This window comes from Hymenobacter canadensis (assembly GCF_027359925.1).
In the GTDB taxonomy this organism is placed as follows: Bacteria; Bacteroidota; Bacteroidia; order Cytophagales; family Hymenobacteraceae; genus Hymenobacter; species Hymenobacter canadensis.
In genome coordinates this window covers 290,143-315,658 of the sequence record NZ_CP114768.1, presented here as the reverse complement: position 1 = coordinate 315,658, position 25,516 = coordinate 290,143, and the positions used below count along the sequence as shown (strand labels likewise).

The window sequence follows — 25,516 nt, the reverse complement described above, 5'->3', positions numbered from 1 at the left end:
CCGTGCAGCAGGCCCTGCGGGCGTTAAGTGGACGGCATCCGGGCTGGGGTTTCTGGAAGCTGCACCACCGCTTGCGCAGAAACGGACTGGTAACCAACCATAAACGCACGCTGCGTATTTACCGGGCACTGGCGCTGAACCTGCCTCGGCGCCTGAAAAAGCGCGTACCAGCCCGCGTCAAGCAGCCCTTAGCCATGCCCGAGGCCGCCAACGTGTGCTGCTGCCTACCACTGGCATATCGAATGGGGAATCGTACAACTGCAGAGGCTTAGCGTCTTTGATGCCCCCGATCGGCCTCTCTAAACGGCTGTTGGTCAGCAACCCTATACTACGAGTTTCGAACTCGCGCTTAGGCGGTCATGGTTTTTATCGACGCCGGTGCAAACAAGTAGGCTCCGGTTCGGACTTAAGCCTCATGCCTCCCATTGCACCAGCTTTGCCCTAAACCATATGACCACCGTATAATCTTAGAACGCAGAGGAAACGCGTGCCGCCCAAGATGATACTATGTGGATAGTCCGAATCGCGCTGTCGCGCCCTTATACCTTTATTGTGATGGCCCTGCTTATTCTGGCAGCGGGCGTGGCCACCATCATGCGGATGGCGGTGGACATCTTCCCCGAGGTCAACATTCCGGTGGTGGGCGTTGTGTGGCGCTACGAGGGCATGAGCGCGGAGGAAATGAACAGGCGCGTGCTCAACGTCAACCAACGCATCTACACCACTACTGTCAACAACATCGAGCACCTGGAGTCGCGCTCCATTAAGGGCGTGGGGCTCATTAAGGTGTTCTTCCAGCCCGGTACCGACCCCGAAGCCGGTGTGGCCCAGCTGACGGCCGTGACGGCCACCATCCTGCGTGGTCTGCCTCAGGGCATCGGAGCCCCGCTTATCATCCGGTATTCGGCCTCCAATGTGCCCATCGCCCAGGCCAGTCTCAGCTCTGAGTCTTTGGGTGAGTCGGACCTTTATGACGCCAGCAGCTCGTTTATCCGGCCTGGGCTGGCCGTAGTGAAAGGCGCTTCGCTGCTGGTGCCCAACGGCGGCCGGCGCAAGCAGATCATGGTGGACCTGAACCCGGAGGCCCTGGCCGGCAAAGGCCTCTCGGGCAACGACGTGGTGAACACGCTGCTCAACCAAAACGTGATTTTGCCCGCCGGCGTAGCCAAAATCGGCGACCGGGAATACGACGTGCGCCTCAACAGCAGCCCCGAGATGATCGGCACGCTCAACGATCTGCCCATCAAGACCGTGAACGGCGTGCCGGTGTACATCCGCGATGTGGCTTTCGTGCACGAGGGCTCGGCCGTGCAAAACAACATTGTCCGGCAGGACGGCAAACGCACGGCCGTCATTCCCATTCTCAAAAGCGGCATTTCCAGCACTTTGGATGTTATTGAGGGCATCAAAGAGGAGTTGCCGCGGGTTATCGGTACGGCCCCGCCGGGCCTGGACGTGAAGCTGCTCTTCGATCAGTCCTTTTTCGTGCGCTCGGCTATTTCTGGGGTCGTAGTGGAAGGGTTGACGGCAGCCGTGCTCACCGGGCTGATGATTCTGCTGTTTCTGGGCTCCTGGCGGTCCACGGGTATGATTACGGTGTCCATCCCGCTGGCGGCGCTGCTGACCATTATCATTCTGTACATCTGCGGGCAGACGCTCAACATCATGACGTTGAGCGGGCTGGCCATGAGCATCGGTAATCTGGTGGACGACGCGACGGTGGAAGTGGAAAATCTGCACCGCAACATGGCCATGGGCAAGGGCGTCAAGAAGTCCATCCTCGACAGCGCCAGCGAAGTGGCTTTGCCGGCGCTGGTGTCCACGATGGGGCTGGCCATCGTGTTTGTGCCGGTGTTCTTTTTGCAGGGCGTGGCCGCCGACATCTTCACGCCCCTGGCCCTGACGGTTATCATCGTGCTGTTTGTGTCTTACTTTCTCTCGCGCACCCTGCTGCCGACCATGGCCATGCAGTTTATGCGCAAGGAGCTGCCCATCTTCCACCGGCAGGGGCCGGAGCGGGTGCCCAGCGAAGAAATCCGGGATGGTAAGCCCGTGAGTGAGGCCGAAAAAGGCCTGCAGCAGCTGCGGGCCGCCGAGCTGGACAAGGAAGCTTCCCGCGACACGCCGGCCGAGGAAGCCCAGGAAGCTCCCCTGAGCGAGGACGAGAAAAAAGCGGCCGATGGTATCGAAAAAAGCTGGATCTGGCGCGTCCACGTAGCGTTCGAAAAGCGTTTCAACCGCCTGCGCGATGGCTACGGCGATACGCTGCGCTGGTCGCTGGCCCACCGCAAGCTGGTCGTGAGCTGTTTTGCCGGGTTGTTCGTGGTATCGGGCTGCCTGTACCCGTTTATTGGGCAGGACTTCTTTCCCAAGGTCGACGCGGGCCAGATTCGCCTGCACGTGCGCACGGCTACCGGCACCCGGCTCGAAGAAACCGAGCGCCGCTTCCGGCAGGTGGAGCAGCTTATCCGGCAGGTGGTACCCGCCGAGGAGCTGGACCTAGTGTTGTCCAATATCGGCCTGCCCAACATTCCCATCAACCTGCTGCTGAGCGACAACCCCGTCATTGGCCCTGGCGACGGCGAAATCCTGGTGGCCCTTAAGGAAAAGCACGGCCCCAGCCAGGACTACATCATTGAAATCCGTCGCCGCATCAAGCAACAGTACCCTGACCTGGAAATCTTCTTCCAGCCCGCCGACATCGTCAACCAGACCCTGAACTTCGGTCTGCCCGCTCCTATTGACGTGCAGATCAGCGGCCGCTCGGTGGAAGACAACGAGAAGCTGGCCCGCCGCCTGCAGGCCAAGATTGCGGCCGTGCCGGGAGTAGTCGATGCCTTTGTATTCCAGACCAAAACCCCGCAGTTGCGCCTGGATGTGGACCGGGTGCGGGCTCAACAGGCCGGCCTTTCCCAGAGCGACGTGGCCGACAACGTGCTGGTCAACCTGAGCTCCAGCACCCAGACCGACCCCAATCAGTGGCTCAACCCTGAGTCGGGCGTGAACTACACGGTGGCCGTGCAAACTCCGCCCAATCGGCTGGCTACGCTCGATGCGGTGAAGAATATTGGTATCACCGGACCCACCCAGGACCAGGCCCAGCTGCTGGGTAACTTCACGACCACCCGTCGGGAGCAGGCCACGGCTGTGGTTAGCGACTATGATATTCAGCGCGTGCTCGACATTTACGCCAGCGTGGAAGGCCGCGACCTGGGCGGGGTCAGCCAGGACATCCGCGACATTATCAAGTCAGTGGAGAAGAACGTGCCTAAGGGCAGTGAAATTGAGGTTCGGGGGCAGGTGGAAAGCATGCGCACCTCGTTTCTGGGTCTGGGATTGGGGCTCCTAGGCGCCATCGGGCTGCTCTACCTGTTGATGGTGGTCAACTTTCAAAGCTGGCTGACGCCCTTTATCATTATCATGGCACTGCCGGGGGCCTTGTCGGGCATGCTCTGGATGCTGTTCGTGACTCAGACCACTTTCAGCGTACCGTCGCTGATGGGCGCCATTATGTGCATCGGTATTGCCACGGCCAACAGCATTCTGGTGGTCAGCTTCGCCAACGAACGGCTGGAAGCCGACCCCGACCTGAGCCCCCTGGATGCGGCTCTGGATGCGGGCTACACCCGCCTGCGGCCGGTACTGATGACGGCCCTGGCGGCTATTATTGGTCTGCTGCCAATGTCGCTGGCGCTGGGTGAGGGCGGGGAGCAAAACGCGCCACTGGCCCGCGCCGTTATCGGCGGGCTGTTGCTGGCCACCTTCACCACCCTGCTGCTCGTACCCATCATGTATAGCCTGCTTAAGAAAAAAGTCCCTGTTACGCAGCCTGTAGCACGCGTTGCCGCGTAATATCTGCCGCTACCTGCTTTTATCCACCCGTGTCGTTTCCTGATGCCTGACCTACCTGATAAGCCTACTGCCGCCGAACCGGAAGCCAACGATGCCGCCTCATCAACCGGATCCGGCCGCCAAGACCCGCAGGGGGAAGCAGGCCAGCGGCCGGAAAGCACGGACCGGACAAAAACGCCGGCAGATAACGTAAACCATAACGACCCTGACCAGGCCATTAAGGACCACATGCGGTTTGGCGAGCAAGACGAGAAGCCGAAAGCGGAAGACGATACGCCTGCCGCGGGTGAGCAGGCACCGGATTCAACCGACAAACCAGAAGACCCCGATAAACCAGATGACCCCGAGAAATCAGACGAAAAGGCGGGAGCAGACCAAGACCCCGGAGCTAAAAAGCCGCGCAGCAAGCGGCGCTTAGGATTTATCCTGCTCGGGATTGGGGGCTTTTTCGTGCTGCTGCTTTTGGTTGGCATCCTCCCGCGAATTCAGAAAGCCCGGGCCCGCAAGAAAGCGGCCGGGGCCATGCTCATTGCCAAGCCGGTAGTACAGGTGCTAGCGGCCAAAAAAGGCCCCGACACCACCCGTGTGGAACTACCGGCCAACACCCGCGCCAACCGGGAAACCTACCTCTTTGCCCGCACTGACGGCTACGTGGAAGCCTGGTACGCCGACATTGGTGCCCGGGTGCGAGAAGGGCAGTTGCTGGCCCTCATTGCCACGCCCGAGCTGGACCAGCGCGTCACCGAGGCCCGCGCCAACCAGGAGCTGGCCCGCAGCAGCTACAACCGCCTGCGCAGCATTGAGCTGCCGGGAGCCATTTCCCGCCAGGAGCTCGACCAGGGACGGGCCCAGTACGACGCCCAGCGCGCCATCCTCAACCAGTTGCTGGCCCAGCGCAGCTTTCGGCGCGTCACGGCCCCGTTCAGTGGTATTGTCACGGAGCGGGGGGTGGAAGTTGGCGCTCTGGTTTCGACCAGCAATGCCGAGGGCAGCCAGCTCTTCAAGCTCGAGCAAACCGATACGCTGCGCGCCTTTGTCAACGTGCCCCAGAACTACGTCCCCAGCATCCGCCCCGGCCTGCTGGCCGATTTTATCGTCCCCGAGTTTCCGGACCGGCCCTTTCCCGGCCGCGTATCCCGCAACTCAGGGGCCCTGGCCACCGATACCCGCACCCTGCTGACGGAAGTTAAGATACCCAACCCCAAGGATGAGCTCAAGCCCGGCATCTTTGCCCTGGTTCGCTTTCAGCTCCCGCAAGCCAACCCGGGTGTTATTATTTCGGCTAACGCGCTGGTGCCTAGTGGCCTGGAGTCGAAGGTAGTGGTAGTACGCAATAAAAAGGTGTATTTCCAGACCATTGAGCCAGGCCGGGATTTTGGGGACCAGATTGAGGTGAGCAAGGGTCTGCGAGGTGGGGAGCTGCTGGTCATCAACCCCAGCGAAGCCCTGCGCGACGGACTGGCCGTGGAAGTACGGCAGGCCGAATCGGGCAAGGACGAGAAGAAAGGCCAGGGCGAGGATAAAGACAAGCCCAAAGGGCCCGAGCCGCTCTATGATCCGGACCGGCCCCGCGTGTCGCTGCCCGTTGATGAGCCTCGCCCGCCCGCCGCAACGTCCAAGTCCAGCGAGGCGCAAAAACCTGCTACGAAGCCATGAAGCACAGACGCTATGACTCTGCGAGGCACTTCCGGGGGCAGAAGCCATATGTTGGCCGCTTGGCAGTGCTGATTTTAGGTGGCCTTACCAGTCTATTGATAGGTTGTGTGCGTGGCCCCGGCTATCAGCGGCCCGATGTAGCCGTGCCGGCGGCCTGGAAAAATGCGTCGCCCCCCTCTCCTACTCCAGTTGCGCAGCCCTTGACGCCTACGGTGGCCCCGGTCGCGGCCGACCAGCCTGCTAGCCTGCCCGCCTGGTGGGAAGTATTTGCTGATCCGGAACTCAACAAGCTGGAAGAGCAGGCCCTGGCCGCCAGCCCTACTATGCGGGCGGCGGCGGCCCGGGTGGAGGAAGCCCGGGCTTCTGTGCGCATTGCCAATTCGTACCGTTTGCCCGACATCACGCTTGATCCGCAGGCCTACCGCACCCGCCTTTCCGGTCTGCGGCCCATTCCCTTTGCCCTCGGGGACGGAGCCACCAACCGCCGGGGCGTGGTGCAGACACAATACTATGTGCCACTCAACGTAAGCTACGAGGCCGACGTGTGGGGGCGGCTGCGCGGCGACGTGCGGGCGGCCCGGGCCGATGCCCAGGCTGTCGAAGCGGACCTGCGCGTCGTGCAGCTCACGCTCACCACCGATGCGGCCACGTATTACTTTGGCCTGCGGGCCCTCGATGCCGATGCCGCCGTGCTCGACACCACCCGCCAGGACCGGCAGCGCAGCCTGTTGTTAACCCAGGCCCGCTTTAAAGCCGGTGTCGATAACGAAATAGCCGTGCGCCGGGCCGAAAGCGAGCTGGCCCTGGTGGAGGCTACCCTACTGGATGTGCAGCGCCAGCGTGCCGGGCTGGAGAATGCCTTGTCCACGGCTGTAGGGCAACCAGCCAGTGCCTTCACGGTGGCGCCCCGCCCCGGCGTGGTAGCGGTACCAGTTGTTCCGCTCACCTTGCCGGCGGCCCTGCTCACGCGCCGCCCCGACCTGTATCGGGCCGAACGACAGCTGGCTGCCGCTGGTGCGCGCGGGGACGTTGCCCGGCTCGCCCGCCTGCCGGCAGTCTCCTTTAATGGCAGTATCGGCCCGCAGAGTGCCGAACTAGCTGACCTGCCCAAAGTCAGCGCCAACTATACCTATTACTTGGGCGGTATGGTGTCCATACCCATCTTCAATGGTGGACGCAACCGCGCTACTCAGCAGGTAGTCGAAGCACGCTACCAGGCCCTGGCCGCCGACTACCAGCAGCGGGCCTTAGTGGCCTTTCAGGAGGTAGAAACAGCCCTGGCCGATGTGCGCTTCAGTCAGCAGCAACTGGCCGCGCAGGAGCGGGCGCAGCGGGCCTCCCGGTTAGCGGTTCGCCTCACCCTGGAGCGGTACCGTACCGGCCTTACCTCCTATTTTGAGGTAGTGGATGCCAACCGTACCAACCTGGAGGCTGCCCGGCTGGTAGCTCAGAATCGGGGCGAGCAGTTGCGCTACCTCGTGCAGCTGGTGCGGGCTCTGGGGGGGAGCTGGCAATAGAATGAGAGCTGGGTCAAGAATGGTTGCCTTTTCTTGTTTTGGTCAAGCTTTTACGTGTAAAAACTTGACCAAAGTGTTTAGGTATTCTGGCAAAAAACAAGCTTGATGTTAATTGAAAGACAGCTTTACCGGTAAGAGATAAACGTGTGAGCTGAAAAAATATTTTTTACAGCGCTTAATGGAGCCGCCAAAAAATCGTTAACAAAAACAGTGGGAGAATAAATTATTCAGGCTGGACGGGTGATTACTTCTTGGGCCGGCCCATTGAACTTGTGGACGGTTTACCATACCGGAATGACAGTTGCTGGTTTATCCCCCCGCCAATGGCAAGGGGCCTGGTGAGCCGCGTAGCCACCCTTCATCAAGTATAGATAATTGTTTTAATAATTATATTATATCTGATTAATCCTCTATATTTACCCTACTATATCCTCTTCCCTCTAGTACCTAGTACGCTCCCCTAACTTCATGCACTTCACCTTCCGCTGGTCTGCCCTGCTCGTCTTGTCTCTTGCCACCCTGCAGCCGGCCCCATTTACGTTAACAGCCAGGGGCTCTCACCAGGCTACTGCTGTACCGGTGCGGTATGTGATGCAGTTCGGCTCGGTGATGCGCGTAACGGACGAGGCGATAGAGCCCCTGCTGGAAGATGTTGTGCTGGCTAATGGGGCCCGGCTGGAACATAAAACCGCAACCGTGGACCTGAACGGCTCGCGCACTGTTCTGCGGGAAGGAGAGTATGTGACCGCCGACGGAGAGCGCGGAAAAGAAAAAGTGCTGGCCACCTGGGCCGCGGTGGATTCGCTGCAGTTGGCTCCCCCGCTTGTTCTGGGATCAGCTCCCGGGCCAATGCCTTCGCAGAAGCCCGGGCCAGCCCCAACCCAGGCTCAGCTGGAGCGGACACGCAAGTACGCCCAGGATAAAGTGAATTTGCGCTACGGCAAGGACGTGGTGGTCTACTTTGCGACCAACCGGAAGGCAAATGGCAGCGAGCGGCAAGTACTGCAGTTTGCGGGCGACCGGGCGACCAGTGCTACTAAAGTCACGTACGGTATGGCCGTCGTCAACATCCCTCCCGGCCACAGCATCGGCAAGATCGAATCCCCTTACTCCCTGCTGGGCTTCGAAATAGGCAGCAACGACCCCGACAAGCACGTGTTTGTTACGCAGTCATCTACCAGGCCAAAGGATGTCTTCTTTCAGAACATTCGTAAGGACGCGGCCCGCTCCAAAAGTGCCTTCATGTTCGTGCACGGCTACAACGTGGGGTTTGACGCGGCCGTGAAGCGAACGGCGCAGATGGCCAGCGACCTGAGCTTTGCCGGCCCGGCCCTGCTGTTCAGCTGGCCCTCCCAAGGCAACACGCTGGGCTATACCGTGGACGAGAACAACATTGTCTGGGCTACGCCCGACTTAAAGAAGTTTATCGTGGACGCGTTGACGACGGGGGGCATTGAGCAGCTCTACATCGTTGGGCACAGCATGGGCAACCGGGGACTTACCGCCGCACTGGTGGATCTGGTAGCCGAAAACCCGGCCCTGGCCCCCCGAATCAAGGAGATAGTACTCGCCGCCCCGGACATCGATGCCGATATCTTCCGCGAGCAGATCGCACCTAAGCTCAGCAACCGTTTTGGCGGAATCACGCTGTATGCCTCGTCTAAGGATCAGGCCTTGCTGGCTTCGCAGAAAGTTCACAAAGAGCCGCGAGCCGGCCAGGGTGGGGCTACTCTCGTGGTAACCAAGGGAGTGGAAACCGTGGATGCCTCCAACATCGACACCAGTCTGCTGGGGCACTCCTACATTGCCGAGGAACAAGAGTTGCTGGCCGACTTAGCCGATTTGTTTAAAGGCCAGCGCGCCAAGCAACGCTTCGGCCTCAGAAACAAGTCGGGTCGGTCCGGGATGTACTGGTATCTGAAGCAGTAGCTGGTTGACGGACCCACAGCCACCAGCCCTGCCTTATCTGACGGCCTGCATTACGAGGACTTTCAACGATGCCCGTTTTTTCCGGGCCGTTAAAGTGCAAGGAACCGGCCGACAGACCTATGGCAACAAGGTAGCCGTTGACCTTCCGACGCTACCCGGGCAAACCCCAATCCATTATCAACGGCTAGCCATGGCAGATACCTTGCCTCTTCCCAGGTTTTACTTTCAATTAGAGCTGGAAGGTGAGCCCGCGGATGTCGAGGCTGCTTTTCAGGAAATGTCCGGGATCTTACTCGAGCAGCCAGAGCAAGAGCAGCCGAGCCTCAGTGGGCAAGACCAGTATTTGCCTCGCCTGCCTGCCAGGGCTGGGTACAGCAATCTGGTGCTGCGGCGTGGTCTGGTTAGCCGAGACGCTACCTTAGCGGCGTGGTGCCTGACAACCCTAGCTGGAAGTTTCACCTCCCCCATTGTGGCGCGCAACGTGTCACTTAGGCTGCTCGACGAGGCCGGCAACCCCCTGGCCAGCTGGTTATTCACGCAGGCCTGGCCAGTGAAGTGGAGTACCTCCGAGCTTGAGTTGCCGCAAATGGTGCTGGCCGTCGAAACGCTGGAACTTGCGTACTCGACTTGCCAACGAGTGTAGCTGCGTTGGCAACATAAGTTGGCTGCAGGGTTGGACCTAGTTGCGCCACTCGAACACAGTCATTTCGCAGGTTAAAAAACGTAACAGCAGCCTGTTTTGCCCGTATTGGGTAGCTTTGCTTGCCAAACTGATTGTCGAGTCTGCTAGCTCCGAGATCCTACGCTTTGCATAGTTGCCCCTCGTCAGCGCTTCAATCTGCGGACTGGTTGCGCTGGGCTCACCGGCAGCCGCTGCCCATTCAGCAGCGGCCCGTCCTGTTTGTAGGCTCTCTCGCCTAACGCTCCCCACTTCCTGAAATCAGTGCCCTGCTGCGCCCTCCAAGCGGCCGGCGGTACTGCTGAACTGTGTCCTGCCCGGCCGCGTGCTGCCGCTGCAGGCGGGGCGTTTCCTATCCTTTTATTTGATTACTATGGCTACGAGTCCCGATTGCCGTTTTTCCAGCATTTGTCCTGCTATCTCGATTGCCGCCCGCCGCTTTGCCGACTGGAGCCTGGATTTTGGCTTTGCGGCCGAGGGCGAGCGCGAGCTTCCCACTGGGCCCGCCGTCGACCTACCCGGCCTGAGCATCACCAGCACCCACCGGAAGCGAGTGCTCGAAGTTTTTATCAGCTGATTTACCCGGTGTAAGCTCTTTGACCGGCCCGCTGGCCCCCGTGGGGCCGGCGGGCTGGCTGCGTTTGGGGGTCGGGCCGGCGGCCCGCCCCAGGCCTCCAGATGCTGGATGGTTATTCTACGGGCTGGAGTCGGCGACAAGCTTATTTGCAGCACAAATTGTTAATAATCAGCGTTATAATTAATAAAATTCGCTTTGGCACCGTGTTGGTACGGTAGCCAGCACACGCAGCCGCTGGCGCACCTTCACCAACTCGTTTTTACGCATGACTGCTGCATTTGCTCCCGTGCCCGCCGTGGCCTCTCCTTGCTGCGCTGCCCTGGCCGCGGCCGAGCTACGCATTCAGGCCCTGACGGCCGAGTTGGCCCAGGCCCGCCTCGTGGAGCAGATGCTGGAAACCCTCTCCGACCGGCTCCCCGAAGGCCTGCTTTTGCTGGACGCGGCGGGCAACATCGTGCTGGCCACCCGCAATTTTTTCCACCTGCTGGGTTTGCCGGTTGAGGTAGCCGCCTGGCTCGGCCGGCCGGCCGGCCACCTGATGGCCCAGATGCAGCCCCTGCTGGCCGCGCCGCTCGATTTGGCGAGCTGGACGGCGCCCGATTCGCAGAAGCTCACCACAGCCCACCACGAGCTTTTTCGGCTGCACAATGGCCGGGTGCTGGCCTACGATATTAGGCCCGCCCCGACGGATGCTGGACCGGAAGGCATTACCCTGCTCACCCTGCGCGACGTGAGCGAGGAGCAGCGACTACTGGCCGAGCAGAAGTTGATTTTCACCGTTGCCGACCAGAGCCCGCGGCCTTTCGTGCGCATTGGGGCCAACCGGCAGCAGCTCCATGCCAATCCAGCCGCCCGGCGCATCAGCAAGGGTTTGTCGCGGGCCGAGCAGGTGCAGGTGCAGCGGCAGCTACGGGCCGCTGTCGCCGAGGCCCTCACCCAGACCGAAGGCCATGAGGTGGAAGTAATGATGGGCGAGCAGTCCTGGTCTGTGGCGGTGATGCCCTTTCCGCAGGAAGGCTACGTCAACCTCTACTTTGCCGACATCACCGAGCGCAACGCGGTGCGCCGCGAGCTGCACGAGCAGCAGCAATTTATGCAGCAGGTGTTCGACAATATTCCGACTATCGTGTTTGTGCGCGATAGGCAGCAGAAGCTGATTTTTCAGAACCGGGCCATGCAGCACCTGGTGGAGCTTTCGCCCGTGCCCCCCGACCCGGACAACATCGACCCGAACAGCCAGCTGGGCCGCGAGCTGGCCGCCTACGCGGCCGTGGACCGGCAGGTGCTGGAAACCGGGGAGGAAATCTCCCGCGAGGAGCCCTTCACCCTGGCCGATGGCGTCGTGCACTGGTTTTACACAACCAAGCGCTGCCTCTACCGCACCGACGGCACGGTGCAGGTACTGGGCGTGACCACCGACATCACGGCCATGAAACGGGCACAGCGCACGCTCGAGCGCAGCGAGAAAAAGTACCACGACCTCATGTTCTACGGCCAGGCCCTCATCGGCACCTGCGACCTGAACGGCACGGTGCTCTCGGTGAACCCCGCGCTGGCCACGCTGCTGCGCGAGAACGCCGACGCGATGCCCGGCCGCCACGTGACGGACCACATGCTGGCCGAGGACCGGGCCGTGTTTGGGGCCTACCTGGTGCGCATGGCGGCCCGCGGCGAGGACAAGGGCGTGCTGCGGGTGCGCCCGCGCGGCAGCCTCGACATTCGCTACGTGCTCTACCACAACGTGGTGGTGCGTGAGCCCAACGAATCGTACATGATTTCGCACGGCCACGACATCACGGACCGCATTCTGGCCGAGGAGGAAACGCAGCGCGCCCGGCTGGCCGCCGAGGCTGCCGTGACGGCCCGCGAAAACTTCCTGGCCAACATGAGCCACGAAATCCGCACGCCCATGAACGGGGTGCTGGGCGTGGCCAACCTGCTGAGCAAAACCGCCCTCACGCCTGAGCAGCAGGAGTACCTGGCCATCATCAGCCGCTCGGGGCACCACCTGCTGGCCGTGCTCAACGACGTGCTCGACATGGCCAAAATCGCCTCCGGTAAGCTGGAGCTGGATCTGGAGGCCTTCAACCTCTGCGACTCGATGGGCCACGCCGTGCACCCGCTGGCGCTGCAGGCCGCGGAAAAGGGTATTCGGTTTGAGGGCAAGCCGCTGCGCGAGTCCTGTCCCCTGCCTTGGGTGCAGGGCGATGCGCACCGCCTCAATCAGATACTGATCAACCTGGTGAGCAACGCGGTGAAGTTCACCCCCGCCGGCGGCACCGTGCGCGTGCAGGGCGAGCTGCTGGCCGAAACTGCCGACGCGCTCACCGTGCGCTTTCAGGTGACGGACACCGGCATCGGCATGAAGCCCGAGGTGCTGGCGCGCATCTTCGAGAGCTTCACCCAGGCCTACGCCGACACCTCGCGCCGGTTTGGCGGCACGGGCTTGGGCCTAAGCATCAGCAAGGCGCTGGTGGAGCAGATGGGCGGCCAGCTCACGGCGGAAAGCACGGCCGGCGTGGGCAGCTGCTTCACCTTCGTGCTCACGCTCGCCAAAGCCCAGAACGCCACTAGCGCCGCCGAGCCGGAAAGCTTCGACACCGGCGCGCTACGCGGCGTGCGGGTGCTGCTGGTGGAAGACAATGACATCAACCGCTTCGTGGCCCGGCGCACCATGCAGGAATGGGGCGTGGTGGTAACCGAGGCCGAGGACGGCCACCAGGGCGTGGAGCAATTTGGGCGCGACGACTACGACGTGGTGCTGATGGACATTCAAATGCCGGGCATGAGCGGCCTGGAAGCCACCGCCTTGCTGCGCGCCCACGCCGACCCGGCCCGGGCCACGGTGCCCATCTTGGCCCTCACCGCCAACGCCTTCCGGGCCGACCACGAGCATTACCTGACCGCCGGCATGAACGACTGCCTGGCCAAGCCCTTCGACGAGGCCCAGCTCTACGCCAAGCTGCTGAAGCTGCTGCGCCGCTAGGGCCCGCACCAGGCCATTGCCATTCCTTGCTTTCTACCCAACTGTATTTCCGAGGCCTACTTCCCTCGGCTCAGGGTACCAGAAAGCCATAAAATGGGCCTAACGGGTACTTTGATTGCCGCTACGCGTTCGGGATACTAGGTTTTGCCCAGCTTACAGCTTAGCAGCGGCAGGAAGTAGCTAGTAGCGGAAATCCCCCGTTTTCGGGCTCTCTGCTGGCCTTCAACGCGAGGCGATGTAAACGGCGGGTAATCCACTGGACCAGGGAAAGCAGCAGAAGTGGATAGGTGAGTGCTAGTTAAAAACCGCTGCTGATCAATAAGTTATCAGCTTATCACAATTCTTTGTCCAACTGCTAACGCAACCCCGTGAAGCGGGACCGTCGGAGAGCTAACCGTTTCCTTCGCTGGCCTATAGTGTTTTAGCGAGCAAGCAGGGAAGAGGGGCAGCTAGCAGAGAATGCGCAAGCGTCCGGAGAGTATGGTAGAAGGAACACACGTTTCACGAGCGGCGGCCCACCGCAGCTAGATGGGGACTTACTCGACCAGGAGGCGGGCCGTTCGTGCTGGCTGGCCGGGCACGGTGGCTTGCAGCAGGTACAAACCGGGTGTCAGGTCTACCAGCGACAAGCGCGCACCGGCGCCGGTGCGCACCAGCCGGCCTTGGGCATCGAGCAGGCGCAGGATGGTATTCGTTCCCAGCCCGGGGAGGGTGACCATGTCGCGGGCCGGATTGGGGACCAGAACCAACGAGCCGGCAGCTCCGCGGGCTCCACGCGCCGACAGCGGACCGGAACCACTCGTGACCAGCAGGGGCACGGAGGTGCTGTAGGGCTGGCCAGTGCCGAGCTGGCCCTCCTCATTATTGCCCCACACCCAGAGCGTGCCGTTGGTGCGTATGCCCACGGTGTGGGTCGTACTGGTGATAACCTGCTGCCAGTTCGTGGCCGTGCCGATTTGCACGGGGGCATAGCGGATGTCGGAGGTCCCGTCGCCGAGCTGGTTGCCGGAGTTGGCGCCCCAGCCCCAGAGCGTGCCGTCGGTGCGCAGGGCCAGGGTATGAAGAGAGGCGGCGGTCACGCTGCGCCACCCGGCGGCCGGACCTACTTGTATTGGCGTCGGGCGGGAAGTGGTGTTGCCATCGCCCACCTGGCCAAAAAAGCTGTCGCCCCAGCCCCAGAGCGTGCCGTCGGTGCGCACGGCAGACCCGTGCCGCTCGCCGAAAACAACTTCCTGCCAGGTTGTAGCCGTACCAAGTTGCACCGGCGCAAGTTGGTCGGTGGTCGTGCCGTCGCCGAGCCAGCCACCGAAGTTCCTGCCCCACACCCAGAGCGTGCCATCGGTGCGCACGCCCGCCGCGCGCCCGCCGTCCATGGCTATCCATCGCCAGTTCATGTCGGTGCCGATCTGAGTCGGGGTGGGACGATACGAGCCGGACAAGGTGCCAAAGCCTGTAACGCCTGAACCCCAGGCCCAGAGTGTGCCATCGGTACGCACCGCGAGCGTCCAGAAGTTGGCCGTAACCACGCGCTGCCAGTTCGTGGCCGTGCCAATTTGCACCGGAACCAGGCGGTTGGTGGTGGTGCCGTCGCCGAGCTGGCTGCCGGCGTTGTCGCCCCAGGCCCACAGCGTGCCGTCGGCACGCACCGCGAGGGTATGGTTGAAGCCGGCCGCCACGCTGCGCCAGTCCGTGGCCGTGCCAATCTGGATCGGCACGTTGCGCGCGGTGGTGGTGCCGTCGCCGAGCTGGCCGAACGCATTCTCACCCCAGGTCCACAGCGTGCCGTTGGTGCGCACTGCCACCGTGTGGGTGTTGCCCAAGGCTGCCTGCTGCCAGTTCGTGTCCGTACCGAGCTGTTCGGGCTGCCGCACCCGGGCCGTAGCCAGAGCCGGGCTACCCACCTGGCCGCTGCCGTTGCTGCCCCAGGCCCAAAGCGACTCGTCGGTACGGGTAGCGACGGTGTGGGTGCTGCCCCCGGCAATCTCCCGCCAGGTGGCCAGGGTGCCCACCTGCACCGGCGTCAGCCGGTTGGTAATGGTGCCGTCGCCGAGCTGGCCGTTGGCGTTGTCGCCCCAGGCCCACAGCGTGCCGTCGGTGCGCACCGCGAGCGTGTGGTTGGCACCGGCGGCCAAGCGCTGCCAGTTCGTGGCCGTACCAATTTGCACGGGAGTGTTCCGGGAGGTACCGGTGCCGTCGCCGAGCTGGCCGCGGAAATTGCTGCCCCAGGCCCAGAGCGTGCCATCGGCGCGTACCGCAAGCGTGTGGAAAGCACCCACTGCCACCTGTTGCCAGGTCGAGGCCGTGCCGATTTGAACCGGGGTGATTCGGGATGTAAACGTTCCATCGCCGAGCTGGCCCTGGAAATTATCACCCCAGGCCCACAGTGTGCCGTCGGTGCGCAGGCCCACCGAGAAAAAGGTGCCTGCGGCCACGTTGCTCCACGTAGTGGCCGTTCCAATTTGCTGAGGCAACGCCCGGTCGGTGGTCGTGCCATCGCCAAGCTGGCCCCGGGAGTTTTCTCCCCAGGCCCAGAGCGTACCGTCGGTGCGCACAGCTACCGTATGCCTGACCCCAACGGCCACCCGCCGCCAGGTATCCGTGCCGACTCGGGTCGGCGTAAGGCGGTTGTTTCCGGGGCCATGGCCGAGCTCGCCGGCCGAGTTGTACCCCCAAGAGGGTGCCGTCCGTCCGGATAGCCGCCGTGTGGCCGGTTTGGCTGGCTGCCACCCGCTCCCAGGTGTTGGCCGTGCCGATCTGCACCGGAATCGGTTGGTTCACGCGGGTACCATCACCGAGCTGGCCCACGAAGTTGCTGCCAGAGGCCCACAGCGTGCCGTCGGGGCGAATGGAAACTGAGTACTCCCCCCCGGCCGCTAAACGCTGGCCGTGCGACGTGCTCAGGCTTGCGCCCAGCAGGCACACCCACATCAGGAGTTGGTAGAAAAGGCTGAGGGAACCGGCCTGGCAGAAGGAGGTAAAACGTATCATGGACAGGATAGAAAAGGGCGCAGGCATAATGTAAAAGTGCACTGCAATATAAGGCCCGGGTATTTACGTGGGCCCAGCTGGTCGCTACGATGGCTATCAGAGCCCTCCCCCCGTTTACATAGGTTGTGCGGGACAGCAACAGCCTGGCAAAGTACTACGCCGGCCGCGCCCCGGAAGGAGGTTGAAAAACCGCCCTTCTTCCAGAGGTATGTCGCTGGGGAGCTGGAAGACTATGGCCTATTAGGTGTACAGTCCCAGAGAGTGATGGTGTATTTTCCGGGCTGGAATTTCGCACGCACTTATGGGACAAGCACCCCACGGCAGCGCGGGTTGAACGGCTTTCCTGGGCTAGGCGTAGTGCCTCGGCTTTGCAGACATCCTGCGAGCAGCCCGGGTCTACGAATAATCAACGAATCAGGTGAAAACGAAGCTGAATGGCCGCTTTCCGGGCCTCAGGCCGGCCCCAGCGGATTCGCTGCGCTGCTGCCGGCGCGCAGCTCATTGTGGAGAGCCAGCAGCACCGGGGCCACCGACAGGCGCAGGCACCGCAGCCAGGTGGACATGTGCTGCTGGGCGGGGCGGGAGTCGGCGGCCTGCTCCATCTGCCGCAGCAGGTGTATGGGCAGCAGCAAGCCCAGCAGGCCCATCATCGACTTGAGGCTGTGGGCCTCCCGGGCCACCAGGCACCAGTTGGCCGCGGCAATGGCCGCTTCCAGGCCCGCCAGCCGGACCGGCGTGTCCTGCAGAAATACCTGTTTGATTTTGCACACGAAAGCGGGGTCGTCGGCCAGCCGGCCCAGGGCGGCAAAATGGTATAGCGGCGCGTTTTCTTCGCACGGGGGACCGGCGGCGTGGGAATGGTACATGAGCATGACAGACTAGGCGTGGATAACTGGACTCGGCGCGGGCAGGGCAGGCGGCGGATTGATGCGCTGCCTGTCTGAAGTTGCCTGTCTTGCTGCTTGCCTGCCAAAGAATTTACTTAAACCGCCGCCCACATATCCGAATGGGGCGCAACGGTAGCCGAAGCGACTGGCCGGAGCATGCCGGCGGGCCGATTGCCGGCTTATCCGTATCATGGGGCATAATTAGCGTCACGCCTGCCTGTCGCCTAACCTATGCCCGCTCCTGCCCCGCTCACCTGCGTTATCGTCGACGACAACACCATGAACCGGCTCACCCTGGAGCAGTTCGTGCGCATCACGGAGGGGCTGGAGGTGCAGGCCTCCCTGGCCGACCCCGTGGCGTTGCTGCCGCTGCTGGAGCAGGAGCCCCTGCCCCACTTGCTGCTGCTCGATATCGAAATGCCTCAGCTCACGGGCCTGGAACTGGTGAAGCTGCTGCCCACGCCCGGCCCGGAGGTAGTGCTGGTGACCTCGCACGCCCGGTTTGCCGTTGATGCCTTTACGCTGCGTGTGGCCGACTACCTGCTCAAGCCCTTGGAGTATGCCCGCTTTCTGCAGGCTGTGGCCCGGGTGCGGGAGCGGCTGGCCAGCCGCCCGCTACCCTCCCGACCTGATCTGCACACCGACGACCAGTCCCTGTTCATCCGCACCAACAACAAGCTCGTGCGCCTGGATTTCGACCAGGTGCTTTACATCGAGGCCATGTCGGCGTACTGCGTACTGGTTACAGCCACGCGCAAGCACATCGTGCACGCCACCCTCAAGGCCCTCGACGAGCAGCTGCCCTTCGCCCACTTCCTGCGGGTGCACCGCTCCTACATGGTCAATACCCGCCTCATCGACAGCGTAGCCGACGGCCACCTGCAGCTGGGCAGCTTCGAGGTGCCCATCGGCAAAAGCTACGAGCAGACCCTGATGGCCCGCCTGCGCAGCCTGTAGCGCGAACTACCAAGTCCGCGCTACACCCTCGCCCCAGCCCTACCCCGGCAGCTCACGGGCCAGCGGCTCCAGCACCATGCCCACGGCGGCCGTCAGCTGCTCGACTACCTCCAGCATGCGGCCAGGGTTTTCAAGGGTCACCGGGCTGATGGTATCCAGCTCGGCGAGCAGCGGGGCGGTGCCGGCCACGGCCAGGGCTTCCAGGTTGGGCTTGATAAAATGCACCAGCCGGCGGGCTTCGGTCCAGCGGCGGCTGACCACGGCCTCGCGCAGCTGATCCAGGCTGGGCGGAATATCGTGCAGAAACGAGCGGATGATGTCGGGCACGAAGTCGGCGTTGCCGTGGGCCAGGGCCCGGAACTTGCTCAGGTCGTAAAGCACAGCGGCGGCCGGGCGCAGGGCCTGCAGCTTGCGGCACAGCTCGGCCTCATCGAAAGGCTTGGCCAGGCAGTCGTTCATGCCGGCGGCCAGGTACTGCTGCATATCCGACTGGTAGGCGTTGGCCGTGAGGGCCAAGATGGCTACCCCGGCGCGGGAAGCATCGGCGTGCTGGCGGATGTGCCGGGTGATGTCGAGGCCGCTCATGCCCGGCAGCTGAATGTCCATCAGAATCACGTCGTAGCGGTTTTTCTCGAACAGCTCCAGGGCTACCAGGCCATCGGGAGCCTCGTCGACGTGGCCGCCCCAGCTCTGCACCATCTGGCGGGCCACCAGCCGGTTGATGGTATTGTCTTCCACCAGCAGCACCCGCAGGCCCTCCAGCGCGCCGTCCTGGGGCACGGGGGGCGTCACGCTCTCGGGCTCGGCCGCTTTGGGCAGCGTGATGCTGAAATAAAAGGTGCTGCCCTGTCCGGGCGTGGATTCCACTACCAGCCGGCTGCCAAACTGCTCCACCAGCGCCCGGCTGATGTTCAGGCCCAGGCCCGTGCCCCCGAACTGCCGGGTGGTGTCGGCCTTGGCCTGGGTGAAGCTTTCGAAGATGTAGTCCAGCTTGTCGGCCGGGATGCCGATGCCGGTGTCCGACACCCGGAACTCCACCGTGACCTTGTCCGCGCTGTCGGCCAGCAGCCGGCTGCTGAGCGTGACGGCCCCGTAGTGCGTGAACTTGATGGCGTTGCTGAGCAGGTTGAGCAGAATCTGGTTGAGGCGGAACGGGTCGCCGAGCACCCAGGGGCAGTCGGGGCCAGGCAGCTCGGCCCGGAACTCCAGCCCCCGCTGCCGGGCCTGCTGGGCCAGCGGCGCCACCGCCTGCCCCACCGAGTCGCAGAGATTGAAGGCAGTCTGCTCCAGCTCCAGCTTGCCGGAGGTAATCTTGGCCACGTCGAGCACGTCGTTGATGACGGCCAGCAGGTGCTGCCCCGAGGAGTGGATGATGGCCACCTGCTCGTGCTGCTGGGCGGTGAGCTTGGTTTTGGCCAGCAGCGCAGCCATGCCCAGCACCCCGTTCAGCGGCGTCCGGATTTCGTGGCTCATGTTGGCCAGGAAAGTGGTGCGGGCCTGGGCGGCGGTTTCGGCCACCTTCTTGGCGCGCTTCAGCTCCTGCTCGGCCAGCACCCGGTCGGTAATGTCCTGGCCGTAGCCGATGACGTAGGGCTCCTGCCCGGCTTCCTGCACCCGGTGGCTATGGTAGAGCACGTAGTGGGTGTGGCCGCCGGCAGTGCTCACGCGCACCACGCCGCGCACCTCGCCCTCGGTATTGAGCGTGCGCAGGTAGTTGTCCACCCGGGGCCGCAGCGGCGGGGCCAGGGCGTGGGCCAGGCGGCCGGCGGCCAGCACCTCGGCCGGCACGCCCATGAGCTGGGCGCAGGCGGGGTTTACGGTCAGCATCTGCCCGTCTAGGGTGTGGGTGTAGATGAGGGCCAGGGCGTAGTGCTGCAGGTCGCGGTAACGCTTTTCGCTGCGCTCCACCCGCAGGCGGGCTTCCTTGCTGGCCGTAATGTCGGTGCTGGCGCCCAGCACCAGCACCGTGCCGTCGGGACGCGGGAAGGGACATTTCACAGTCTGGAACCAGCGCACCTCGCCGTTGGCCAGCGTGAGGGAGTCTTCGCTGCGCATGGCCTGGCCACTGGCCAGCACCTGGGCATCCACCTGGGCATAGTGGGCCACCTCGCGGGCCTCCTGCCCCTTGGGGTTCTGCCGCACGCGCTTCGACTGGTCGCGGGCCAACTCGTTGAGCTCCTGCATGGCGCGGTTGGCGAAGGTGGTGCGGCCCTGGTCGCGCACGTACACGGCGGCCGGAATCACATCGAGCACCAGCTGCTGAAAGGCCTGCTGCTCGCGCAGCATCTCGTCGCTCTCGCGCAGCCGCTCCTCGGTGCTGCGGCGGTCGGTGATGTCGAGGCCGTAGCCCAGCATGAAGTTCAGGGTGCCATCGGGCCGGTAAATGGGCAGGAAGCGGCGCAGAAAGTATTTGGTGCCGTCGGGCAGGGGCAGCTCTTCTTCCCAGGCCGCTTCGGTGCGCGAACTAAGGGCCTGGGTGAAGTACTGCCGCCGCCCCATGGCGCGCTCGGGCGAGAAGCCGCGGTATTCGCAGTACTCGAAGTCGTCCTTGCCCACAATCCAGGCCCGGATTTCGGGATTCTTGATGGCGGCCGGGTTCAGGAAGATGTAGCGGTGCTCGGCGCTGAACACGGCCACGTCGCCGGGCAGCTCGTTGAGCACGCTCTGGAAGAAGTCCCGCTGTTGGGTGACCTGCTGCTCGGCCTGATAGTGCTCGGTGATGTCGGTGAGGTAGAGCGTGGCAGCTTCGGTGGTGGGCTCGGGGCAGGCCGTGAGCGTGAAGTAGCGGCCACCGCTGGCCAGCTCCGTGCGTCGCGGGTGGCCCGCCGCCAGACAGGCCGCGGCCTGCTCACGCAGGTGGGCCTGCAGCTCAGCTGCCGCCGCGGCAGGCAGCTGCTGCTCGAAGGCGCAGGCCGCCGCGTTGGCGTACGCGCGCACGCCGGCGGCATCGAGGCGGATCAGCAGGTTGGGGCTGTGCTCGGTGACGGCGGCTACGGCGCGCAGCGTGGCCAGCTCCGCCTCAAGCTCGGCAAGACGCTGGTCGGCAGCGGAGGGGGATTTGGAAGGCGGAACGGTTTTTTTCATAGCGAGCGGGTGCGCCGTAAGATGCCGGTAGTTTTTCAGAAATGCTGCTGAAAAAACCGAACGGTGCATTTGGGCACCTGAACGCACCCCTGGCGTGAGCGAACCTAACCGAATCCGGAGTGAACGGCGCGGCCCGGGCGGCTCGTGCGGCCGGTCTGCCTTCGGCATGTCGGTGCCCAGCAAGACAGGGGGGGTAACGCTCTATAGAGGGATGTTTAGAAAATCTTAACGTTTGTATAAGTTCACGTGTAGTATCGTCAACCCATCTCCGGCCGCTACCGCGCGCCCGTTGTAGTGGAGGGTAAAGCGTTAGAGCTCGGCAAATCCACAGTCGTTCTTACGGAGCCCAAAGGATAAGGCAAACGTGTCCTGATCCGCCCCGTTGTATGAAGAATCCCTTACTACTTATTGAACCGCCAAAAGATGAAATCTCTGCGGGTAGCCTGTATGAGCCGGTAGTGCATTCCCACGGGCGCATGACTGATGCTGTAACCCTGCTGCGGTTGGTAGGGTAATATCGCCCTTAACTCATCCTAGAAAATAACCCTTTCCTAGATTAGAACTGAAAGAAGAAAGTAAAAAAGGCTAGTACGGCTAGTCCAACGAAACAATAGGACGCTCCGGCATAGAATATTACCTGATGAAGCATGGAAGCATGCTTGGCCCGATACGTTTGATAAGCAATTATACTCATCACCACCGGAGCAATGAACAGCAGATATACGTAGGCAAGTATGGCCATTTCAGACCATTGTTTAGTACCTAGTGTTACAACAATCAGTAAAAGCCCAGCATACGTAGCCACGACTGCTACGAGTGAAACAATAGACACCCGAACCGGAGCATTACTCATCTTTCAAAGTTAAGGCGGGCATCGTTGCTTCTTTTCTACAACTTCTGACAATAACAGGGGAATCAGCGCGGTTTTGATCTCTACGCCCCCTGCCCTCTAGTTGTAGTATTTTGTGAACGCAGCAATTCCCTTGGTATACTTGTGCGACTCCTCACTTCAGACTGGCACTGACTTTCTCACAAGGGAAATGAAATAGTTACCATCTGTACCAAGCGAATGGTAATTAGCCGACTGCGCTGTTTGATAATGCTCTTGTTCGGGGTGACGGCTTGCCACCACCCGCAAGTTCACTTAATGCTTGCATCTACTAGCGGCGCGGTGAAGCTGGAAGTAGATAGCCTTCGGAGGCCAGAATTGGTGACATTTCCCATCCGGCTCAAGCTAACTAATTATACCCGCCATAAAGTCGTATTGGTCTTTGACTCCCTTCCTGATGGCCACTACCAAGCAAAGAACTTATGCCTGGTGGCGGGTCAAGACACGTTTTACCTGGGGGTAAAGGGGCCGGATCACCACTTGGTCTTTTCTGCTAACACCGTTACTTCCTTTATAGGTGTTGGGTACTTCCTGCGCGGAAAAGGACATTTTGATTCCTTCAGGCAAATAGACTCCGTGTTTAAGTACGGAAGGTTGGTGTACGAATTCGCGCCTTCGGTTTTTCGTGACGTTGATTTGTCGGGAACAGCCCTTTCAAATGACACGCTGCTGCTGCCCACCAAACTTGAAACCTGTACGGTGCAAGCCATTGTGGCCAATGACTTCTTTTCCGCTTCCTACGGGTGGCGAGAAAAACGACTCAACCAATAATAGCGGCTTAATCACGGGCATAAGCAGTCAGCTTCACCGAGGCGAGGGAGGAGAATAAGACGTTGTCACATTTGTTGAACGGTCACATAAGAGATGTGACAAGCCCTGTTGGAAGGGCAGGATGAGCAGGCATAACGTTCTATAAACATCCGTTTGTAAAACGTTATAAGCCCCGACTTCCAAGATTACAAGGGCTGTTGGATTCCAATGCGAGACGAGTCGAAGGCCATTCAGAAGTATCTACCGTAGTAGCGATTACTTTTTGCTTCATCGGAACAGCCGAACAAATCTAACGGGAGTGTCGGTCCTATTTCATCTTTACCAGTAGAGGGGTTAACTGCGTCGGGTCAGGCAGGAGCAGGATATCCTCTTTCCGCAGGTAGTCGGGTTGTGGTTTCTGACGGGGCGCAAAGGCGGCCACGTGCAGGCCTTGCTGGCGCAGGAAGCGGTACTCCGCAGCACTAGGCCAGTCGACGTAAACTGGCCGGCGCGAATAAAACATAGCTTCTGAGGCCCCGTGTGAGGGCACGTTGACCACCACGTACCCCACTGGCACCGTCCGGTCCAAGGCGCGGTAGGCGGCCGCCCACTGTGCTTTAGCTTCCCGTTTCTGGCTGGCGGCGGGCGATGCAAAGCGCTGGGTGTGGTGCTGAAGCAACGCGGTCGGGCGCAGGTCTACGGCGACCACGACAAGTAATGCCACCCCTTCGAGCAGGGGCGCGGCGCGCCCAGTGGTGAGCCTAAGCCACGCTACGCCTTCAGCCCACGCCACCGCGGCCAAGAAGAGCATGCATGGGGCCACCACGTAGGTGTAGGAGGGCATCTTGGTCGCCGCTACGCTAAAAAAGACAAACAGTAGGGCTCCGCTCCACAGTAACGGGCGCCGCCGCCCGTCCGGGACGCGGCGCCAGCCCAAGACCACCAGCCCCGCCCCAGCCAAGACTATTACCCAATGGTACTGATACCAGAGGTTATGGCCGAAGTAGAAGTGCCAGGGTTGGTCGTGCCCTTCCAACACGTGGGTAAAGTGCTGTGCGGCGTACTGCGTCTCGAAGGCGCTTTCCCGGGGGAACCGGTAATGCGTATATACTTGCCACGGCAGAGCGACAAGCGCGGTCAGGGCCAAGGCGCATAGCCAGCGCCGGCCTTCCGCCCACTGGCGGCGCACTGGGTTCAACAAGGCATCCCCCGCCCACACCGCGTAGACGACCAGACCCGGCAGCCACTTGCAGAGCAGAGCAGAGCCGGCAAAGACGCCCACCGCGGCGGCCCAGGCCCACGCCTTACTATGTCGGTGCTCAGCATATGCCCACAAGCTGGCCCCTACATAAACTCCAAAGACCACATCGGCGTGGTCGACGCTTTGCCAGCCCGTCGTAAGCTCTAACTGGTAATAGGCAAAGGCGAAGAGCACGGCCAAGTAGTACCCCACCGACGGGGAGGCGGCTAACCGGCCCAGTCGATACACAGGCCACAGAAAGAGCGTCCCCAAGAGGGCACTCGGCAGGCGCACCGCCACTTCATTTATGCCAACGATCTTCAGCGACAACGCCATCTGCCACAGAAACAGGGGTTGTTTGTGCAGCCACACGTGATTATTAGCCCAGTCCCGATAATTATAGGGCAAGACAGGGTGGGCACGCAAGACAGGCCGCCACCAATCAGCCGAAAGATTTTTGGCGACTAGGGCATGAAATTGTTCGTCCCACGGGTGTAGAAACGGGTCACGGTTAATGAGCAGGAGTCGCAAACTAGCTGCGGCACCCATCAGGAAGGCTATGGCCCAATGGACACGGGAGCGTCGGTGTGCCCCCCAACTCGCAATGGTCAATCCGCCGCACAGACCTAACAATATCCACTCGTATAGCGTCACCTAGTCAAGTTTAATGGGGGGTGGATCCAAGAAAACCCCCGGGCCTACAATATCCCACAAAGGTAACCGCACATGCTTTGTTGCATGAGATGGCCGATAAGATTCTGAGAACAGTTCATGGAAGCAGCTGAAATCTCTTCTTCTGAGGGCTGCCAAACTCCTAGCTTGTCCGGTAGGATTAGGAAGAGCGAGTGCGAATGCAAACGGGAAGCAGTGCGGAAAAGTACCACGTTGTATACGAATCCCCAGAAAGGCCAAACCCGTACTTATTTCCAGAACATGCTTATGACAGACATTACATCAAGCAACTTTTCCAAGAACCTCTATCAGATCTACAGTATGCTTCATTCTTGGTGAAGGAATATTTACTTGGAGGCCGAATCCTAGAACTCCTTGCTGGTGATTACCACCTTGGTGAGCGGCCTGCGGCGTAGCTGCGGGAAAACTAAAAAGGGCTGCCGACGGGCAAATTCTGCCAGCGTGTAACTGCCATACAGGTTAGAATCCGGGGAGATGACAAGCAACTCATCGTAGTCATAGTTTCCTTCTCTAAAGTGGAATAGGTTCAGGCGCTTCACACGTAACCCGTGGTAAGCGTGAACGCCGCTTGGTAGTGGCAGCACGCGATAAGATCCCTCTTGAATGATCTCTCCTTGGTAGCCAAAGGCCTGCCAAGTACCAGATGGGATGCCTTGCTCAAACCGTATCAGCTCCGCCTGTTGGCCATCATCAAACTCGCGCACGCCTACGCCAGTGAAAACGGTCTTATCTGGTGTGACATAAAGGTGCTGGCGGTAAGTCAGTGTAGCGAGGTTCTGGCGTTGCTCGCATCCAGCAACCAGAATCATTATCAGTAGCAAAGAAAGCACCC

At 61.5% G+C, this 25,516-nt stretch carries 14 protein-coding genes and 2 pseudogenes; 9 read left to right on the top strand and 7 right to left on the bottom strand.

Annotation, left to right across the window (positions count from 1 at the left end; all coding sequences use genetic code 11):
- Nucleotides 1-507: 507 nt before the first annotated feature.
- The 7 genes from O3303_RS20855 (at nucleotide 508) to O3303_RS20825 (ending at nucleotide 13,196) form a co-directional block, all read left to right on the top strand.
- On the top strand, nucleotides 508-3,852 hold the full coding sequence (locus O3303_RS20855; RefSeq protein WP_269562048.1) for an efflux RND transporter permease subunit: 3,345 nt from the start codon (nucleotides 508-510) through the stop codon (nucleotides 3,850-3,852).
- A 42-nt stretch (nucleotides 3,853-3,894) separates the two neighbouring features.
- The gene (locus tag O3303_RS20850) at nucleotides 3,895-5,508 is read left to right on the top strand and encodes an efflux RND transporter periplasmic adaptor subunit (protein ID WP_269562047.1); all 1,614 of its coding nucleotides are present in this window, start codon (nucleotides 3,895-3,897) and stop codon (nucleotides 5,506-5,508) included.
- On the top strand, nucleotides 5,505-7,025 hold the full coding sequence (locus O3303_RS20845; protein ID WP_269562046.1) for an efflux transporter outer membrane subunit: 1,521 nt from the start codon (nucleotides 5,505-5,507) through the stop codon (nucleotides 7,023-7,025). Before O3303_RS20850 ends, O3303_RS20845 begins: the two co-directional genes overlap by 4 nt.
- Nucleotides 7,026-7,616: 591 nt before the next feature.
- Nucleotides 7,617-8,954 (top strand): alpha/beta hydrolase, encoded by a 1,338-nt coding sequence (locus tag O3303_RS20840; RefSeq protein WP_269562263.1) that lies wholly within the window; start codon nucleotides 7,617-7,619, stop codon nucleotides 8,952-8,954.
- Nucleotides 8,955-9,144: 190 nt separating this feature from the next.
- Nucleotides 9,145-9,597: a phage tail protein gene (locus tag O3303_RS20835; RefSeq protein WP_269562045.1), complete on the top strand. Its 453-nt coding sequence runs from the start codon at nucleotides 9,145-9,147 to the stop codon at nucleotides 9,595-9,597.
- A 409-nt stretch (nucleotides 9,598-10,006) separates the two neighbouring features.
- Entirely contained in the window at nucleotides 10,007-10,210 is a 204-nt protein-coding gene (locus O3303_RS20830; RefSeq protein ID WP_269562044.1) for a hypothetical protein, read from the top strand.
- A gap of 265 nt (nucleotides 10,211-10,475) precedes the next feature.
- Nucleotides 10,476-13,196, top strand: coding sequence for an ATP-binding protein (locus tag O3303_RS20825; protein ID WP_269562043.1), 2,721 nt, complete (start codon nucleotides 10,476-10,478; stop codon nucleotides 13,194-13,196).
- Nucleotides 13,197-13,732: 536 nt separating this feature from the next.
- On the opposite strand, the gene O3303_RS22125 is transcribed toward O3303_RS20825, so the two are convergent.
- The 4 genes and pseudogenes from O3303_RS22125 to O3303_RS20810 form a co-directional block, all read right to left on the bottom strand.
- Nucleotides 13,733-14,569, bottom strand: a complete 837-nt coding sequence (locus O3303_RS22125; RefSeq protein WP_269562262.1) for a T9SS type A sorting domain-containing protein — start codon at nucleotides 14,567-14,569, stop codon at nucleotides 13,733-13,735.
- Nucleotides 14,570-15,859: pseudogene (locus tag O3303_RS20815) on the bottom strand (RCC1 domain-containing protein); the annotation flags it as partial.
- 43 nt (nucleotides 15,860-15,902) lie between these two features.
- Nucleotides 15,903-16,124 (bottom strand): annotated as a pseudogene (locus O3303_RS22035) (hypothetical protein); the annotation flags it as partial.
- Between the two features lie 512 nt (nucleotides 16,125-16,636).
- Nucleotides 16,637-17,050 carry an Hpt domain-containing protein gene (locus O3303_RS20810; protein ID WP_269562042.1) on the bottom strand — a complete coding sequence of 138 codons (414 nt, stop codon included), beginning with the start codon at nucleotides 17,048-17,050 and terminating at the stop codon, nucleotides 16,637-16,639.
- A 252-nt stretch (nucleotides 17,051-17,302) separates the two neighbouring features.
- Between O3303_RS20810 and O3303_RS20805 the strand changes: the two genes are divergently transcribed.
- Nucleotides 17,303-18,028, top strand: coding sequence for a LytR/AlgR family response regulator transcription factor (locus O3303_RS20805; protein WP_269562041.1), 726 nt, complete (start codon nucleotides 17,303-17,305; stop codon nucleotides 18,026-18,028).
- Between the two features lie 39 nt (nucleotides 18,029-18,067).
- Here the strand turns inward: O3303_RS20805 and O3303_RS20800 are convergent, their stop codons facing one another.
- Complete coding sequence (locus O3303_RS20800) at nucleotides 18,068-21,112, bottom strand: PAS domain-containing hybrid sensor histidine kinase/response regulator (protein ID WP_269562040.1); 3,045 nt, start codon at nucleotides 21,110-21,112, stop codon at nucleotides 18,068-18,070.
- 1,147 nt (nucleotides 21,113-22,259) lie between these two features.
- Between O3303_RS20800 and O3303_RS20795 the strand changes: the two genes are divergently transcribed.
- Nucleotides 22,260-22,772 (top strand): hypothetical protein, encoded by a 513-nt coding sequence (locus O3303_RS20795; protein ID WP_269562039.1) that lies wholly within the window; start codon nucleotides 22,260-22,262, stop codon nucleotides 22,770-22,772.
- A gap of 307 nt (nucleotides 22,773-23,079) precedes the next feature.
- Here the strand turns inward: O3303_RS20795 and O3303_RS20790 are convergent, their stop codons facing one another.
- On the bottom strand, nucleotides 23,080-24,399 hold the full coding sequence (locus O3303_RS20790; RefSeq protein WP_269562038.1) for an ArnT family glycosyltransferase: 1,320 nt from the start codon (nucleotides 24,397-24,399) through the stop codon (nucleotides 23,080-23,082).
- Between the two features lie 629 nt (nucleotides 24,400-25,028).
- A complete protein-coding gene (locus tag O3303_RS20785) occupies nucleotides 25,029-25,493 on the bottom strand; it encodes a hypothetical protein (RefSeq protein WP_269562037.1) in 465 nt (154 codons plus the stop codon).
- Between the last annotated feature and the right edge of the window lie 23 nt (nucleotides 25,494-25,516).

What these genes read in the sequence shown, in the direction of transcription:
- O3303_RS20855 (WP_269562048.1), top strand. Translation starts at nt 508, where the DNA reads ATGTGGATAGTCCGAATCGCGCTGTCGCGCCCTTATACCTTTATTGTG.
- O3303_RS20850 (WP_269562047.1), top strand. Translation starts at nt 3,895, where the DNA reads ATGCCTGACCTACCTGATAAGCCTACTGCCGCCGAACCGGAAGCCAAC.
- O3303_RS20845 (WP_269562046.1), top strand. Translation starts at nt 5,505, where the DNA reads ATGAAGCACAGACGCTATGACTCTGCGAGGCACTTCCGGGGGCAGAAG.
- O3303_RS20840 (WP_269562263.1), top strand. Translation starts at nt 7,617, where the DNA reads ATGCAGTTCGGCTCGGTGATGCGCGTAACGGACGAGGCGATAGAGCCC.
- O3303_RS20835 (WP_269562045.1), top strand. Translation starts at nt 9,145, where the DNA reads ATGGCAGATACCTTGCCTCTTCCCAGGTTTTACTTTCAATTAGAGCTG.
- O3303_RS20830 (WP_269562044.1), top strand. Translation starts at nt 10,007, where the DNA reads ATGGCTACGAGTCCCGATTGCCGTTTTTCCAGCATTTGTCCTGCTATC.
- O3303_RS20825 (WP_269562043.1), top strand. Translation starts at nt 10,476, where the DNA reads ATGACTGCTGCATTTGCTCCCGTGCCCGCCGTGGCCTCTCCTTGCTGC.
- O3303_RS22125 (WP_269562262.1), bottom strand. Translation starts at nt 14,569, where the DNA reads ATGGACGGCGGGCGCGCGGCGGGCGTGCGCACCGATGGCACGCTCTGG.
- O3303_RS20810 (WP_269562042.1), bottom strand. Translation starts at nt 17,050, where the DNA reads ATGTACCATTCCCACGCCGCCGGTCCCCCGTGCGAAGAAAACGCGCCG.
- O3303_RS20805 (WP_269562041.1), top strand. Translation starts at nt 17,303, where the DNA reads ATGCCCGCTCCTGCCCCGCTCACCTGCGTTATCGTCGACGACAACACC.
- O3303_RS20800 (WP_269562040.1), bottom strand. Translation starts at nt 21,112, where the DNA reads ATGAAAAAAACCGTTCCGCCTTCCAAATCCCCCTCCGCTGCCGACCAG.
- O3303_RS20795 (WP_269562039.1), top strand. Translation starts at nt 22,260, where the DNA reads ATGCTTGCATCTACTAGCGGCGCGGTGAAGCTGGAAGTAGATAGCCTT.
- O3303_RS20785 (WP_269562037.1), bottom strand. Translation starts at nt 25,493, where the DNA reads ATGATTCTGGTTGCTGGATGCGAGCAACGCCAGAACCTCGCTACACTG.